This is a genomic window from Sphingobacterium cellulitidis (assembly GCF_043187465.1).
Classification (GTDB): Bacteria; Bacteroidota; Bacteroidia; order Sphingobacteriales; family Sphingobacteriaceae; genus Sphingobacterium; species Sphingobacterium cellulitidis.
The window spans coordinates 4,308,089-4,323,052 of record NZ_CP171136.1; the positions used below are offsets into that span (position 1 = coordinate 4,308,089).

16 protein-coding genes are annotated in these 14,964 nt (G+C 38.3%); 11 read left to right on the plus strand and 5 right to left on the minus strand.

Annotated features, from left to right (window positions below; all coding sequences use genetic code 11):
• Positions 1 to 130 precede the first annotated feature (130 nt).
• The 5 genes from ACF3OC_RS18745 to ACF3OC_RS18765 all read left to right on the plus strand — a co-directional run bounded on the left by ACF3OC_RS18745 (position 131) and on the right by ACF3OC_RS18765 (position 4,058).
• Positions 131 to 493 (plus strand): BlaI/MecI/CopY family transcriptional regulator, encoded by a 363-nt coding sequence (locus ACF3OC_RS18745; RefSeq protein WP_094258759.1) that lies wholly within the window; start codon positions 131 to 133, stop codon positions 491 to 493.
• Positions 494 to 495: 2 nt separating this feature from the next.
• A complete protein-coding gene (locus ACF3OC_RS18750) occupies positions 496 to 2,277 on the plus strand; it encodes a M56 family metallopeptidase (RefSeq protein ID WP_392470444.1) in 1,782 nt (593 codons plus the stop codon).
• 119 nt (positions 2,278 to 2,396) lie between these two features.
• Positions 2,397 to 3,005 carry a trimeric intracellular cation channel family protein gene (locus ACF3OC_RS18755; protein ID WP_094258757.1) on the plus strand — a complete coding sequence of 203 codons (609 nt, stop codon included), beginning with the start codon at positions 2,397 to 2,399 and terminating at the stop codon, positions 3,003 to 3,005.
• Positions 3,006 to 3,068: 63 nt separating this feature from the next.
• Positions 3,069 to 3,695, plus strand: coding sequence for a hypothetical protein (locus ACF3OC_RS18760; RefSeq protein ID WP_392470447.1), 627 nt, complete (start codon positions 3,069 to 3,071; stop codon positions 3,693 to 3,695).
• 12 nt (positions 3,696 to 3,707) lie between these two features.
• Positions 3,708 to 4,058, plus strand: a complete 351-nt coding sequence (locus ACF3OC_RS18765; RefSeq protein ID WP_392470449.1) for an endo alpha-1,4 polygalactosaminidase — start codon at positions 3,708 to 3,710, stop codon at positions 4,056 to 4,058.
• Positions 4,059 to 4,121: 63 nt separating this feature from the next.
• On the opposite strand, the gene def is transcribed toward ACF3OC_RS18765, so the two are convergent.
• Positions 4,122 to 4,709: a peptide deformylase gene (gene def / locus ACF3OC_RS18770; RefSeq protein ID WP_094258755.1), complete on the minus strand. Its 588-nt coding sequence runs from the start codon at positions 4,707 to 4,709 to the stop codon at positions 4,122 to 4,124.
• Between the two features lie 78 nt (positions 4,710 to 4,787).
• On the opposite strand from def, the gene ACF3OC_RS18775 reads away from it, so the two are divergent.
• From ACF3OC_RS18775 to miaA, 3 genes are read left to right on the plus strand one after another with little or no spacing between them, the layout of a single operon-like run.
• Positions 4,788 to 5,555: a hypothetical protein gene (locus ACF3OC_RS18775; RefSeq protein WP_392470452.1), complete on the plus strand. Its 768-nt coding sequence runs from the start codon at positions 4,788 to 4,790 to the stop codon at positions 5,553 to 5,555.
• 53 nt (positions 5,556 to 5,608) lie between these two features.
• Positions 5,609 to 6,781: a Gfo/Idh/MocA family protein gene (locus tag ACF3OC_RS18780; protein WP_392470453.1), complete on the plus strand. Its 1,173-nt coding sequence runs from the start codon at positions 5,609 to 5,611 to the stop codon at positions 6,779 to 6,781.
• Positions 6,760 to 7,692: a tRNA (adenosine(37)-N6)-dimethylallyltransferase MiaA gene (gene miaA / locus ACF3OC_RS18785; RefSeq protein ID WP_392470455.1), complete on the plus strand. Its 933-nt coding sequence runs from the start codon at positions 6,760 to 6,762 to the stop codon at positions 7,690 to 7,692. The genes ACF3OC_RS18780 and miaA overlap by 22 nt, the downstream gene beginning before the upstream one ends.
• Before the next feature lie 38 nt (positions 7,693 to 7,730).
• On the opposite strand, the gene ACF3OC_RS18790 is transcribed toward miaA, so the two are convergent.
• The 4 genes from ACF3OC_RS18790 to ACF3OC_RS18805 all read right to left on the minus strand — a co-directional run bounded on the left by ACF3OC_RS18790 (position 7,731) and on the right by ACF3OC_RS18805 (position 11,975).
• Positions 7,731 to 9,284 carry an Rne/Rng family ribonuclease gene (locus ACF3OC_RS18790; protein ID WP_094258751.1) on the minus strand — a complete coding sequence of 518 codons (1,554 nt, stop codon included), beginning with the start codon at positions 9,282 to 9,284 and terminating at the stop codon, positions 7,731 to 7,733.
• A 278-nt stretch (positions 9,285 to 9,562) separates the two neighbouring features.
• On the minus strand, positions 9,563 to 10,414 hold the full coding sequence (locus ACF3OC_RS18795; protein WP_094258750.1) for a tetratricopeptide repeat protein: 852 nt from the start codon (positions 10,412 to 10,414) through the stop codon (positions 9,563 to 9,565).
• Positions 10,415 to 10,423: 9 nt separating this feature from the next.
• Positions 10,424 to 10,711 (minus strand): HU family DNA-binding protein, encoded by a 288-nt coding sequence (locus tag ACF3OC_RS18800; protein ID WP_093099732.1) that lies wholly within the window; start codon positions 10,709 to 10,711, stop codon positions 10,424 to 10,426.
• Positions 10,712 to 10,910: 199 nt separating this feature from the next.
• Positions 10,911 to 11,975 carry an 8-amino-7-oxononanoate synthase gene (locus ACF3OC_RS18805; protein WP_392470458.1) on the minus strand — a complete coding sequence of 355 codons (1,065 nt, stop codon included), beginning with the start codon at positions 11,973 to 11,975 and terminating at the stop codon, positions 10,911 to 10,913.
• Between the two features lie 138 nt (positions 11,976 to 12,113).
• Here ACF3OC_RS18805 and ACF3OC_RS18810 point away from each other — a divergent pair, with 138 nt between their 5' ends.
• From ACF3OC_RS18810 to ACF3OC_RS18820, 3 genes are all read left to right on the plus strand, one after another.
• Positions 12,114 to 13,076, plus strand: a complete 963-nt coding sequence (locus ACF3OC_RS18810) for a carboxypeptidase-like regulatory domain-containing protein (protein WP_392470460.1) — start codon at positions 12,114 to 12,116, stop codon at positions 13,074 to 13,076.
• 158 nt (positions 13,077 to 13,234) lie between these two features.
• Positions 13,235 to 14,257, plus strand: a complete 1,023-nt coding sequence (locus tag ACF3OC_RS18815; protein ID WP_392470461.1) for a TonB-dependent receptor plug domain-containing protein — start codon at positions 13,235 to 13,237, stop codon at positions 14,255 to 14,257.
• 92 nt (positions 14,258 to 14,349) lie between these two features.
• Positions 14,350 to 14,964, plus strand: coding sequence for a hypothetical protein (locus ACF3OC_RS18820; protein ID WP_392470462.1), 615 nt, complete (start codon positions 14,350 to 14,352; stop codon positions 14,962 to 14,964).

The window sequence follows — 14,964 nt, forward strand, 5'->3', positions numbered from 1 at the left end:
AACGTGTTTTCAAGTTGTTTAACAGACATTTAGAAAATTTTTTAGTTAAAATTTATTAAAACATTTGGATTATACGAAAGACTTCGTAGATTTGAGTACGAAAACATTCGTAGATACTAACAATCATCGTATGAAACCGACAGAAAGCGAAATGGAAATCTTGCAAGTTCTTTGGGATAAAGGACAAAGCAGTGTAAGGGAAGTATTTGAAACCTTGGATAAAAAGGATGTAGGTTATACTACAATCTTGAAGTTGATGCAGATCATGCATGATAAAGGGATGGTGACTCGCGACACCAGTTCAAAAACACACCTTTATGTAGCGAAATTGGTGAAAGAGGAAATTCAAGAAAAGATGTTGGACAAAATGATTGACTCAGTGTACAATGGATCAACCGCAAGACTTGTCATGCAAGCTTTGGGAAATGAGCGAGCAAGCAAAGAAGAACTTGACGAAATCAAAGCATTTTTAAAAAAACTTGAACAAAACTAGCCATGGAAAATCTAACACTCAATATTGGCAATGCATTAGGCTGGAGCATTCTGCATTCTATATGGCAAGCTGCAATTTGGTATATTATATATAGTATATATACACTTTCAATAGCAAACATCAGTGCCAAAGCGAGACATAACGCAGCATTAGCCACACAGATATCCATATTTATCAGCTTTATTGCGACTTATATTTACTTCTTTCAGAATTCCAGTCAATTTATCGACTTAAGAGCCTTAAATCCGGAAGACCTGAAGAACATCATGGTCAACATACAACAGGATGGTTTTAGATTAGAGAGTGTATTACCTTATGTAGTGGCTGGCTATGTTTTTGGATTCATTGTTCAAATAATCTTGTTGAGCAATAGTTTGATCCAATTGAAGAGGCTAAAGTATAAAGGCTTGGATTCCATTCCAGCATCATGGACTAACCTATATTACCAAGCAAAGAAGAAGCTTGATATCAGGCAATCCGTTGGGATCTATCTTTCCAATAAGATCAGCGTTCCGATTACCTTGGGTCATCTGAAACCATTTATCCTTTTCCCTGTTGCTTATGCCAACAAAATGGATCTGGCACAGGTGGAGGCTATCTTGTTGCACGAACTTGCCCATGTAAAACGTAGAGACTATCTATTCAACCTTCTGAAAGTGGGGATAGAAACGGTATTGTTCTTTAATCCATTTATTTGGGCCTTATCAAAAGTACTAGAAAGAGAAAGGGAACATGCTTGTGATGATATGGTCATAGAACATGTATCCACCCCTATTTCCTATGCCCAAGCCTTGGTTGAGTTGGAGGAATTGCGCATGAGCATGAATCCAAGTTTAACCCTTGCGGCATCTGGAAACAAAAATCATTTATTGAATAGAATTAAAAGAATTACCAAAATGGAAACTAATTATAAAAACGTAAGACCGCAATTATTGGCTGTATTGCTTAGCGGTTTAGTCATACTAACCTTAGCATGGATCATTCCATCAAATGAGGCAAAGGCTCAGGAAATAAAAGTTGACTTGACTTCGACTGAAGATTCGATGTTGTTAAGCATTGATACCGTGAAACCGCCAATCCCGGAGGCTGCACAAAAACCAGTTGCGCCTAAGAAGGTAAAATCAGAAATAGTTTATCATGGAAAAGGGATTCAAGACACTAATGAACTACCCCTAGATGTCCGAAATAGCATCAGATCTCTTGAGGAGCGAGGCAAAAAGATCCAAGAATACCACAATTCACCAGAATGGAAGGCTCAGATAAAAAATATAGAAGAACAAAGTAAAAAGGTAAGTGCCTACTTTGAAAGTCCGGAATGGAAAGACAAGATGGCTAAAATTGAAAAGGAATCTGCAAAAATGAAGGATTATTTCAATTCGCCTGAGTGGAAGAATCAGATTGTCAATATCGAAAAAGAATCCAGCAAGGTAAATGCGTATTTTAACTCACCGGAGTGGAAAAAACAGGTTGAAAATATTCGAAATCAATCTGCCCATGTTTCGAAATACTTTGAAAGTGAGGACTGGAAAAGACAGATTGCCAACATAGAAAAGGAATCTGCTAAACTGAAAGAACATTTCAATTCAGCTGAATGGAAAGCGGATATGCGAAAAATGCAGGAGGATGGTAAAAAGATCCAAGAGTATTTCAATAGCCCCGAATGGAAAGAAAAAAGCAGACAGTGGAAAGAATTACAACATTCAGAAGAATACAAGGAAATCGACAGAAAATACCAGAAAGAACTTAAAGAATTAAAATCCAAAAAAGGATTAACAGGAATTTAATTTATAATCATTGTTTCGTTGTTTAGTTGACTAGAAAGGCTCCGCTCGGAGCCTTTCTTAATTATTGGAAAGTAATTTTATATTTTATGTATTATTGCAAAAGGAAGTAAAATACTTACATGGAACTGATTTACTACATTGATTTATTAGGGACAATGGTTTTTGCCATTTCGGGAGCTATGGCGGCAAACCGATATGGCATTGATATCTTTGGAGCAACCTTTATGGGCTTTGTTACTGCTATTGGCGGAGGTTCATTAAGGGATGTTTTTTTAAATATTCGTCCGGTATGGGTTGAAGATGGAAATTATCTGATTGCCATTTTCGTTGGCGTCTTTATTTCCATTTTATTCAACAAGCAATTGGATAGTTTCGCCAGAACCCTATTTCTATTTGATGCCTTGGGGATTGGTTTTTTCACCGTTGTTGGAGTTGAGAAATCTCTGGCTTACGAGAGCAGTGCGATTGCTGCCGTAATGCTAGGCATGTTTTCAGCCTGCATGGGTGGTGTAATCCGAGACGTCTTAATGAATGTTACCCCCCTGATATTACGAAAGGAAATCTATGCTTCAGCCTGTCTGGCGGGAGCAATAACCTATGTACTGCTGACATTTATCCCATTGGACCCAAACTTAAATGCGTTTATCTCTGCGTCAGTTGTATTCGGGATTAGGTTTCTATCCGTTCGATATAATCTATCCTTACCGACAGTTCGACCAATAAATTAAATTGTTCATCGCATTTATTTATTAGTCAGATACTCCGTTGTTAATCCAATACGTAATAGATATATGCTAACAACTAGAATTTTAATCCTACTCATTAGTTTAAGTTTACTATCATCCTGCTCAAAGGATGAGGTATTCGATCCAGAGTTAGGCGATCAGAATTACAAAGAGGAGATGCGTAATTTTGTGATCGGCCTGAGTGAGTACGCAAAAAAATCCAGCACTAACTTTATTGTCATTCCACAGAATGGAATAGAGCTCGTAACGCAAGATGGCGAACCGAATGGGAGTCTAGCCCAAAAGTATTTAGCTGCTATTGATGGGAATGGTCAGGAGGATTTATTTTATGGTTATGATGAAGATGATAAGGCAACTCCAACATCAGAAAGCAATAGACTTATTCAATACTTGAATATCTCAAAACAAGCTGGAAACAGCATTTTGGTCAGTGATTATTGCTCCAGTGCGGCCAACATAAACAATTCATTTTCGAAGAATGACCAAAATGGATTCATATCCTTTGCATCAACTGAGCGTGAATTGAATATTATTCCGAAAGTTGCTATTCATCAAGAGAACAAGAATAATATCAGTAAACTTTCCGAAGCCAAGAACTTCCTTTATTTAATCAATCCATCCAAGTTTTCATCCAAGCAGGCATTTATACAAGCTGTGACCGCTACCAATTAAGATGTATTGATTATGGACCTTTATTTTACAGATGGGCAATCCTTTAATCAAGAGGAAGTTCGACAATTAAAAAACAAGGCAAATGGAGGGAAAAGATTGGTCATATCCTATATGTCCATTGGCGAAGCTGAAGATTATAGATCTTATTGGAATCCATCATGGAAACAGCAAAAACCGACATGGTTAATGGAGGAAAATCCAGAGTGGAAGGGGAATTATAAAGTCAAATACTGGGATAAGGAGTGGCAGGCCATTATATATGGTAATGATAAGAGTTATTTAAAAGGAATATTAGACTCAGGTTATGATGGAGTTTACCTGGACATTATAGATGCATTCAATTATTTTGAGAACAAACAATAATCAGAAAATCGAACTAGGTTATAGAAAATAAAAAAGGCCAGATTAGTAAATCTGGCCCTTCTATTATCTTTTCTTTTTCAATTGCGGGAAAGACATTTTATAGGATACCCTAATTTGTCCTTTCGAAATAGAATCGAGTTTACCTTTCAACATGGCTTTTTTCAAAGGTCCAAGTTTATCGATAAATAATTTCCCTTCAATATGATCATATTCATGCTGAACAACTCGAGCTGCCAGACCAGTTAATTCTTCTTCTTGTTCTTCAAAATTTTCATCCAAGTAATTGATGACAACGTCTTTTTTTCTCAATACCTCTTCGTTGATATGAGGGATACTCAAACAACCTTCGGAGAATGGCCATTTTTCGCCACTTTCTTCGACTAAAATAGGATTAATAAAAACGCGTTTAAAATCTTTAGCAGTTGGATCGCCGGGACCATCTTCATCATCTTCACCGAAAGGGCTTGCATCGATGACAAATAAACGAATAGGCAAACCAATTTGCGGAGCGGCAAGACCTACTCCATTTGCTGCATACATGGTTTCAAACATATTATCTATCAATTGTTTTAATTCTGGATAATCCTCATCGATCTCTTCGGTTCTCTGACGCAAAACCGGATCTCCATATGCTACTATAGGTAATTTCATTTGTTATTGTTTACGGTACAAAGGTATTAATAATTTAGCACAGCGCACATATTGATTGATTTGCCTTATTTTTGCAAAATGGAAAACCCGGTTAACAGCGAAATAATAAGCTTTATCCAAGGTGAGCTCGATGCTGAACCCATCTATATCCAAGAACATGGATATGGCCATATCATTTGCCCAAATCTAAGTTTTGATATTTTCATTACAGAGGATTTATTCATAGAGGTTCCAGAAACCGACAAACGATATATCATGCTATCAGCAGGGCAATTGGAGCAACAATTCGAAAAAATAAAGAATCGATTAAAAGTGTTGGCGAGTCAAGCCAGGAAAGTTCATGCGAGAAATACGGTAGTTGCGAGGGTCGACAAAGGTCAAGGTATGAGTTTTCAAGAAGAGCATCATTTACAAGTCGCTTTGCCGGGCAAATATCGTTATGGTCTATTTCATGAAGGCGAACTGGTTTCCCTAGCGATTTTTAGTGCTGGTCGCAAAATGCGGGATAAAGCTGAGGGATATAGGTCCTTTGAACTACTTCGATTCTGCCATAAATCCGATTACCTTATCATTGGAGGCTTATCGAAATTAATCCGTCGTTTTATTACAGAATTCCAACCTGGAGATATCATGACCTATGTGGATAAAGACTGGTCCCAGGACTCCTCACTCAAGACCATTGGCTTTGAAGAAGCAGGGGTTCGCGAAGGGGGGAAATATTGGATTAGCGACAATCAACAATTTCAAATAGGTAGTCTAGCAGAGTTGAAAGTAGTCGAGGGTCAGTACCCAGAAGGATATCTCACTCAGAATACAGGGAGCATTAAATTAGTATTAGCTGTTTAAAAGCGGCATTATTTTATTATATTTATTCCTTAATCAATCGAAATTTATTCCTTATGAAACGAAAACTTCGCATGGGCATGGTCGGTGGTGGAAACGATGCCTTTATAGGAGCTGTACACCGGATTGCTGCCTTTATGGATGGCAAAATAGAATTAGTATGTGGTACATTTAGTATTAACAGAGAGATTTCCTTACAATCGGGCGAGGACTTATTTGTTCCTGAAGAGAGAGTTTACGTTACATACCAAGAGATGATCGAGAAGGAAGCTCAGCTTCCAGAAGGAGAGCGCATGGACTTCGTGACCATCGTTACGCCGAACTTCTTACATTTCGAACCTGCAAAATTAGCATTGGAAAATGGATTTGATGTTGTTGTTGAAAAACCGATGACTTTAAATCTAGAGCAGGCCTTAGAATTACAAGCGATTGTAGAACGTACAGGCCGTACCTTATGTTTAACTCATACATACTCGGGCTACCCGATGGTAAAACAGGCTAAGGCCATGGTGAAAGAAGGTCATTTTGGCAAGATTCGCAAGGTATTAGTAGAATATCCACAGGGCTGGTTGAGTCGTTTAACAGAACGTGAAGGTAATGCTGGCGCAGCATGGCGTACTGATCCAAAACGCTCAGGTAAATCCTTGGCAATGGGCGATATCGGAACACACGTAGCACATTTAGCGGAATATGTAACCGGACTTAGAATCACTGAAGTTTGTGCGGATTTAACATCCTTTGTTGAAGGCCGTCAATTAGATGATGATGGTTCTGTATTATTACATTTTACAGAAGGTGCAAAAGGAGTTTTGACAGCATCACAAATCTGTGCAGGAGAAGAGAATGCTGTAAGAATGCGTATCTATGGGGAAAAAGGTGGTTTTGAATGGGCCAATGAAGACCCTAATAATTTGATCGTAAAAATGTTGGATCAGCCTAGACAATACTATCGTACAGGAAATGCGTATGCTGCACCATATACGTTAAGTTCATTTGCAACACATAACACTAGAATTCCGGCTGGTCACCCAGAAGGCTTACTAGAGTCATTTGCAAATATTTACCGTAATTTTGCTGCGACTGTTGCTGCCAAGAAAGATGGTAAAACCCCTACCCCTGAGCAATTGGATTTTCCAAATGTAAACGATGGAGTTCGCGGTATGGCCTTTATTGACACAGTAGTTGCGAGCAACGAAAGTAATGAAAAATGGACCAAGTTCGTGATCTAACAAATATTCAAGAACTTATTGAATTTATACAACAGGCGGAAGATTTTCTTTCGCCTGATTTTCTTTTAATCCTATTGGGTCCGACTGCTTCAGGAAAGACTAAACTGGCCGTGCAACTTGCACAGGCCTTAAATGGAGAGATTATTTCGGCTGATTCAAGACAAGTTTATAAACAATTGGATATAGGAACCGGCAAGGATTTAATCGAGTATCAGGAGGTACCTTATCATTTGATTGATATTATCGAACCTACTGAAAAGTACAATGTTGACTTATTCAGGGAAAACTTCCTTTCTGCCTTTCAGGAAATACAAGTGCGTAAAAAGCTAGCCATCCTTTGTGGTGGAACAGGATCTTATATTCAGAGTCTCTTACAAGATCAGACTTATAGTCAGGTTCCAAAAATCCAGCATTTACAAATTGAGCTTTCAAGATTGAGCAAGGAAGAACTTATTTCGCTACTCAAATCCAGGGATATTCCGGAAGATTACACAATAGATTGGAATAGCCATAAGCGTTTGGTCCGAGCATTAGAGATATTAATGTACCTGGATCATCATCCAATGCCAATTTCAGATAAAAAAAGCATTAAACATTATTTAATCATCGGCTTATCACCAGAACGAGACGAAAGAAGAGCGAGGATTGACAAGCGTCTTGACAGTAGAATAGACTCGGGATTAATTGAGGAAGTTGAGGGTTTGATATCTCAGGGAATCAGTCATGAGCAACTACAATGGTTTGGATTGGAATATAAATATGCCTCTTTATATTTATTGGGGGAATTGACGATTGAAGAATTCAGGGAGAAGTTAAGGACGGAGATTCATCGATTTGCAAAGCGACAGATGACCTACTTTAGAAAAATGGAAAAAGACGGACTCGAGATCCATTGGATCGACAAGCTATAAAAGCAAAAAAGCTGGTTACGGAAAGTAACCAGCTTTTTTTACAATTTTATCTCTTCGTCTTTAGAGTTAAAGAAGTGAAATTCGGTCAAATGGTATGAGCTCATTTCTTTTACTTTAATCCATTTCCAATATTTTAAAAACCATTTCATTCTCCTGGAGATAAAACCAGATTTGATGTAGGCAGCGATATAAGGGTGCACACAAAGGGTTACCCCTACTTCGTTCTGTTCCTGAAGAATAAAACTCAAATTGTTTTCAATATCATCTAATAAAACGATACTTGATCTAATTTCGCCTGTTCCGTCACAAGCAGGACACTTTTCATTCGTGACGATACTCATTTCGGGGCGAACTCTTTGCCTAGTTATTTGGACGAGTCCGAATTTACTAGGAGGGAGAATCGTATGTCTAGCTCTATCGCTGGCCATACATTCCTTCAAGAATCCATAAAGTTCTTTCCGGTTGGATGCTTTGTGCATATCGATAAAATCGATTACCACTATACCACCCATATCCCTAAGCCTAAGCTGTCGGGCAATTTCTTTTGCTGCTTCCTTATTCACAAGGAGCGCGTTATCTTCTTGATTTTCTTTGTTGGCAATTCTGTTACCACTATTCACATCGATAACGTGAAGGGCTTCGGTATGTTCTACCACGAGGTAGGCACCACCTTGGAGGTTTACAGTTTTGCCGAACGACGCCTTAATTTGCTTTTCTACGCCGAAGTGGTCGAAAATAGGTTCTTTTCCTTTATAGAATTTGACTATTTTTTCCAGATCAGGCGAAATCTCTTGAATATATGATTTTACTTCCTCGTAGATTTCATTATCATTTACATAGATATGAGTAAATTCATCGGTGAGGATATCACGCAAGATGGTTGATGCTCTGTCCAACTCACCGAGCACTTTCTGAGGGGGTTCAGCTGTTTTAAGGCGTTTGGTAAACAATTCCCATTTAGAAATCAGGTCGAGGAGGTCTTTTTGGAGTTCATCGACTCCTTTACCTTCGGATACCGTTCTGATAATGACGCCGAAATTTGCAGGTTTAATACTTTCTACAATTTTCTTGAGTCTATTTCTTTCGGCACTGCCTTTGATTTTCTTGGAAATGGAAACCGAACTTGAAAATGGTACCAGGACAACAAAACGGCCTGCGATGGATAAGTCGGAGCTTAGCCTAGGTCCTTTTGTTGAGATAGGTTCTTTCGCTATCTGTACTGGCAATAACATGTTACGGCTTAAAACATCAGATATTTTTCCAGCCTTGTCAATGTCCTTTTCAAGCTTCAAACTATTGAGCAGTTTCTCTTGATAACTGCCATTCTTTACTACCCTTGTTAATTTGATCAAGGATTGTACTTGAGGCCCCAAGTCGAGGTAATGCAGGAAAGCGTCTTTTTCGTAGCCTACATCTACGAATGCGGCATTCAGTCCGGGCATGATTTTCTTTACTCTCCCTAAGTAAATATCACCCACGGCATAGTGATTGCCAGCTTGTTCCCTGTTTAATTCAACTAGTTGTTTGTCCTGTAGTAAAGCAATAGTCACCCCCTTATCGGGGACTGAATCGATAATTAATTCCTTTACCAACAGCTACTTAATTAAGGACAGTTGTGGACTCGCTCCACAACGAATAATGTCCGGTTAAACATAAAACCGTTTAATGAAAAAAAACAATCTATGATGATGGATAATCGATCATAGATTGTCACATGATTAATAAGGGCTGAGCCTTATGTTATTTTTTCTTGTGTCTATTTTTTCTTAAACGTTTTTTACGTTTGTGAGTAGCCATTTTGTGTCTTTTTCTTTTTTTTCCGCTTGGCATAGCTTTAATGTTTTTAAATGATTTTAAAAAAAATTGTTAATTACTTACTAAGTTCTTCAATCCTACGATCGATGAACTGGGAGAGACTAGGATCGGCAGCCAGTTCTTTGCTTTTTTGAAAAGCGGCGATAGCTTCGTTCTTCATCCCTATATTTTCATATCCTGTTGCTAAATAGAAATACGATTCGGCATCAGGTTTTTGTTCAATTACAACTTTGAAACGATCGATTGCTCGGTCGAATTGACGCGACTGTAATGAGAACAACCCTAAGGTTTTGTTGGCCTCGAGATTTTTAGGGTCAGTTTGAACAACTTCTCTCAAGATAGCAATTCCAGCCATAGGGTTATTGGTTCCAGTAACCATTGCGGCCCCAAGACCAGTTTTAGCATCTAAACTTGCAGCGTTTAAATCTACGGCTTTTTGATAAACTTCAATGGCTTTTTGATTTAATGCTGAAGCTAATAGAGTATCTTGAAGATTGGTATACCCTTTTCTGAAGTTGTCCCCAGATTTCAACCAATATTCGAATTTAGGGTCAATTTTGGCCATTTCCTCATATACATACGCTTGAGGAGCAGGTTTTTCAAGATCGTTCCATTTGTCAGCAATTTGCTGATAAATTTTGACTTTCTCGGCATTATCTGCTTTATTTGCTTTAGCCTCTAATTCGCTGATTTCATTGGCTAAAGCTGGGTTTAACCCTCGCTTTGCAGCTTCAGAAACAGAACTCAGATTAAACTGAGCTGCTGCAGCGTCATCTTTGGCAGATGAAGTTGCAGCAGTGTTTTCTTCTTTAGTCACCAAGCCTTTTACAGGTTTAAACAGAAGAAATCCTACAACAAGGGCTACTGCTGTTATAACGATAATCTGAATTTGCTTGGAGTTTTTCATAAAGATGAATTATTTCTTATTTCCGTTCTTTACTTTTTCTACAAATACTTTTGCAGGTTTGAAGCTAGGCACGTAGTGCTCAGGAATGATAATAGCTGTGTTTTTTGAAATGTTACGTGCTGTTTTTTCAGCTCTCTTTTTTACTACAAAACTTCCAAAACCTCTTACGTACACATTTTCACCGCCAATCATAGCGCTTTTAACTACTTTGAAGAATGCTTCAACGGTTTCTTGAACATCAACCTTCTCTAACCCAGTCTTGTTAGAGATCTCTGCAATAATTTCTGCTTTAGTCATATCTATTTTTACTCTAATTAATCTATACCCTAAGCCTATTAGCCCGTTTGGGGATGCAAAAGTATCTTTTTAAAATGAGTAATGGAAATATTTTTGTGTTTTTTTAAAATCCAAACCACTATCATTCAATGATTTAGTATAGCACTCCCCAATATTACATTTCAAAAGGCTTGCAAAGCTACAATTATTTTGTTGACAATCAAAGAATTAATGAACTTTCTGAGCACAATATTTCTCCAAGATGACGAACATCATGTTCAGTATGCAAGGCTGATATAACAATGCGATTTAGTAGTGGACTTGTCGCTAATGGGTAAGGAAAACTAGAAATTAGGATCTTCTTTTGTAATAAATGCTTGTAAAGTTCGGGTTTTTTGGAACTAAACACTGGGAAATTCTCAATATGACTCAAGTTTGTATTGGTTACCATTTCAGCCAATAATCGCGTATTACTTTGCATTTTATCAAAGGCTTCCTCATACAAATTCGCTCCCTCCATCAAAGCATAAAATGCTGCAGGCGCTGTTGGTGAAGCGCCATTGTATATCGGGTGCTTTTTAATTTCATTGATAATTTCCTTCGATCCCAAAACCAAGCCTGCATCCGTTCCAAGACCTTTTGCTAAGGATGCAAGTACAACAATTTCAATATTTGGTCTTTTCAATTCCGATAATTCTGTTGAAATACCATCCTTTTTCAGAATAGCAATACCATGAGAATCATCAAGAATCAAAGTAACTCTCTTATTTGCATTCAAATTTTTGAATGGGGAGAAATCGAATTGTTGTGGCGTCAGATTGTCAATGCAATTAGAAATAACCACGAATTCTTCTTGATTAGTATTATTGATAAAATCGATGGTATTTAAAATCCACTGGTCAAAGTCGCCATCTTGCAAAGGAGAATCCTGCAACCAAAGAGCAGGGTGACTTCCGGGAGCATACAGGACCGATTTGCCTTTCGTCAAGGCTCTGACAGTCGCTTGACCGGCGAGATAACCAGAGGAAAGCAAGGCTGCAGATTCAAAGACGAAGCGTTTAGCCAAGTGGTCCTCAGCTTCCTTATAAATTCCCAACTGCACGTTGTTGGTTCGCGAGGTTCCATTGTTCAATCCATAGCGGTCAATCCCTTGTTTGTAGAGTTCGATATATTCAGGATTTGCTAACAAACCTAAGTATGCAGTTCCACCAAAAAATAAGTATTCAGCATTGTCGAGGCTAATAATTCTTCCAGTAGTTTGATTCAGATTTCTAAAGGATGTCATGGTAAATGTTATCTGAAAGCAAATGTACAAAAACCTTTCAAACTGCAAATCCAGCATTTCATCCCATCTTTTCAACCATTGAGCCTTTTCAAATTCTAGAGCTGAGCAGGATAAGATAGTATTGTAAAAAATTGTACCATGAAATCGATCCTCTTCTTATTCTGCTGTAGTATACTTTCAGTCTCCCTATATGCTCAAACCATTAAAGGGAGGATTACCAACCAAAAACATAAGGGTTTGGCCAATATCAATGTTTTTATTTCAGGGAGTTATGATGGTGGTTACACAGATAGTTTAGGATATTATCAGTTCAAAACAGAGGAAACAGGTCAACAAATGCTGATGGTTAGTTCAGTTGGCTACATAAGTCAACAGGTCCCCTTCGAGGTCAAGGATAGTGTAATCATTGATTTGCAACTTGTAAGTGATGACAATAAGATAGAAACAGTCGTGATTCGTGCAGGACAACTAAGTGTTGGGAATCAGAGCAGTGCAGTATTGACACCATTGGACATTGTCACGACTGCAGGGAGTATGGGAAATATAGTTGCGGCCATAGGCAAACTACCTGGAGCCCAGATTGCAGGTGAGAATGGTCGCTTGATGGTTCGAGGAGGTGATCCAAGTGAGACTCAAACTTACATCAACGGCATCCTAGTAACTCAACCCTATACCGCATCAGCCAATGGAGTACCAGTTCGAGGTCGGTTCTCTCCTTTCTTATTCAAAGGGACAAACTTTTCCACCGGAGGGTATGGCGCAGAATATGGGAATGCAATTTCAGGAATCCTAAATCTCAGCAGCTCGCAAGCCATTGAAGAGCCCAAAACAGAGCTTTCATTTTCTACCGTTGGGTTAGGCTTGAGCAATTCACAAAAATGGGGAAATAGCTCATTGAGCCTAAATGCAAGTTATACCAACCTTAAGCCTTATAACGGTTTGATCAAACAAAACCTCGTTTGGCAAAAACCGTATGAACAAGCCTCTGGAGAGGCTATTTTCCGAAACAAGGGGGAGCATCATTTTTTAATCTATATGCATCCTTTGCTGCTGAGGACTTTAGTTTTAGCGATTACAGCGTACTATATTCCCAAGAAGTAAAGACGGCAATTAAGTCCAACAATTACTATTTAAACAGCAACCTATCCTACTATCTACCTTCAAACTGGAAGCTTGAAACCGGGATAGGTGTAGGTTATCTAGATAGGAAGCTAGATTATTATAATTTCAACATCCCGAATCAAGAGATTGGATCGCATGTGAAATTACTGATCAAGAAAAATGCAAATCGATGGACCTGGTTAATTGGTGCGGAGCACTTCTTTAAAGATATCGATGAGAAGTTCCAACAATCGGAAATAAGCCCTATCAGTTACGGTTTCAAACGTTCTGTTATTGCTGGTTTTACAGAAGGAAGTTATAGATTTTTACCAAAGATGAGTTTGGATTTGGGTTTGAGGTATTCCGATGACTTCAAGTCACAACGATTTTTAGAACCAAGGGCATCTATTGCCTATTTACCTAGCACCCAACATGTCTTATCCATTTCTTATGGAAAGTATCATCAGGAACCCAATACCGAATATTCAAAATTTAACCCAGCCTTAAATTGGCAATCTGCTGATCATTATATCTTCAATTACACCTTTAATCAGAAAGGTCGGATGCTTCGACTCGAAGGATTCATTAAGGATTATGACCATTTGATCACGTATAATAATCAGATTCCACAATATAATTCCGAGTTCAGCAATAATGGGTATGGCAAGGTAAGAGGGATTGATTTTTTCTGGAAGGATAGCAAGACTATTCCGAATCTTCAATATTGGATATCTTACTCTTATACCGATCCTAAGAAATTGGAGCGAAATTATGAGTATGCTGTTCAACCCAGTTATTTAGCGAAGCATTATTTTTCCCTTGTTGGCAAATATTGGATTTCGGGGCTTCGATCCCAGCTAGGATTTACAAACACCTTTATTTCTGGCCGTCCATATGATAATCCGAACCTGGGTGGGTTTATGCAGTCGATGACAAAAGCTCAGAATGATCTTTCCTTTAGTTGGTCCTTTTTATTGACGCAACAAAAGATATTATTTTTCTCAGTCACTAATATATTGGGGAATAAGCCTGTATTTGGGTATGAATACAGTCCAGTTGCTAACCCATCAGGTCAATATGAAGGTAGGGCAATTATTCCAACAGCTAAGCGGTTTGCCTTTGTAGGATTCTTTTGGACAATCAGCAAAAATAAAAAGGACAATCAATTGGATCAATTATAACCATTCATCCATAAAAAACGACGGTTCATCCAAGCAAGTTTGATGGAAAATTTCAGAAAGCAGAATTTTAAATAAATAAAAACGAAAAAACGATGAAAACACTAATCTTCACATTCATGGTCATATTTAGCTTATCAAGCTATGGCCAAGGTAAATACGAAAAAGCGATGGGGGAAGCTTTAAAGACCTGGAGTTCAGGGAATGCAAAAGAGGCGAGCGCTCAATTTGAACGAATTGCACAGGTGGAGAAAGACAATTGGTTGCCAAAATATTATCAGGCATTAACCTTGGTGACAAGTTCATTTCAGATTCATGATGAAACTGAGAAATCCAATGTGTTAAAGAAGATCGGCGAATTAATTCCGACAGATGAAAAGGATCTCAATTCAGAATGGCTTGTTGTTCGGGCCTTAGCAACGACTTCGGATATGATTACCGATCCTGCAGGCAAGGCTGCAATATTGGCTCCATCCATCATGGGGGATTATGAAACGGCAATAAAAATGGATCCTAACAATCCTCGCGCCATTGTCGGGTTAGCAGAATTCAGCATGCAATCCAAAAAGTTTATGGGAGGAGACAGCAAGGAAGAATGCGAAAGTATTCAAAAAGCGCTACCTTTATATGACACTAAGAAATCGGATCAACCTTTTTATCCATCATGGGGAAAAGAAAGAGCAGAAGCACTTTTAAAAGAATGCAAATAA

Coding starts and splice junctions, on each gene's coding strand:
- ACF3OC_RS18745 (WP_094258759.1), top strand. CDS start 131: ATGAAACCGACAGAAAGCGAAATGGAAATCTTGCAAGTTCTTTGGGAT.
- ACF3OC_RS18750 (WP_392470444.1), top strand. CDS start 496: ATGGAAAATCTAACACTCAATATTGGCAATGCATTAGGCTGGAGCATT.
- ACF3OC_RS18755 (WP_094258757.1), top strand. CDS start 2,397: ATGGAACTGATTTACTACATTGATTTATTAGGGACAATGGTTTTTGCC.
- ACF3OC_RS18760 (WP_392470447.1), top strand. CDS start 3,069: ATGCTAACAACTAGAATTTTAATCCTACTCATTAGTTTAAGTTTACTA.
- ACF3OC_RS18765 (WP_392470449.1), top strand. CDS start 3,708: ATGGACCTTTATTTTACAGATGGGCAATCCTTTAATCAAGAGGAAGTT.
- def (WP_094258755.1), bottom strand. CDS start 4,709: ATGAAATTACCTATAGTAGCATATGGAGATCCGGTTTTGCGTCAGAGA.
- ACF3OC_RS18775 (WP_392470452.1), top strand. CDS start 4,788: ATGGAAAACCCGGTTAACAGCGAAATAATAAGCTTTATCCAAGGTGAG.
- ACF3OC_RS18780 (WP_392470453.1), top strand. CDS start 5,609: ATGAAACGAAAACTTCGCATGGGCATGGTCGGTGGTGGAAACGATGCC.
- miaA (WP_392470455.1), top strand. CDS start 6,760: ATGGACCAAGTTCGTGATCTAACAAATATTCAAGAACTTATTGAATTT.
- ACF3OC_RS18795 (WP_094258750.1), bottom strand. CDS start 10,414: ATGAAAAACTCCAAGCAAATTCAGATTATCGTTATAACAGCAGTAGCC.
- ACF3OC_RS18800 (WP_093099732.1), bottom strand. CDS start 10,711: ATGACTAAAGCAGAAATTATTGCAGAGATCTCTAACAAGACTGGGTTA.
- ACF3OC_RS18805 (WP_392470458.1), bottom strand. CDS start 11,975: ATGACATCCTTTAGAAATCTGAATCAAACTACTGGAAGAATTATTAGC.
- ACF3OC_RS18810 (WP_392470460.1), top strand. CDS start 12,114: ATGAAATCGATCCTCTTCTTATTCTGCTGTAGTATACTTTCAGTCTCC.
- ACF3OC_RS18820 (WP_392470462.1), top strand. CDS start 14,350: ATGAAAACACTAATCTTCACATTCATGGTCATATTTAGCTTATCAAGC.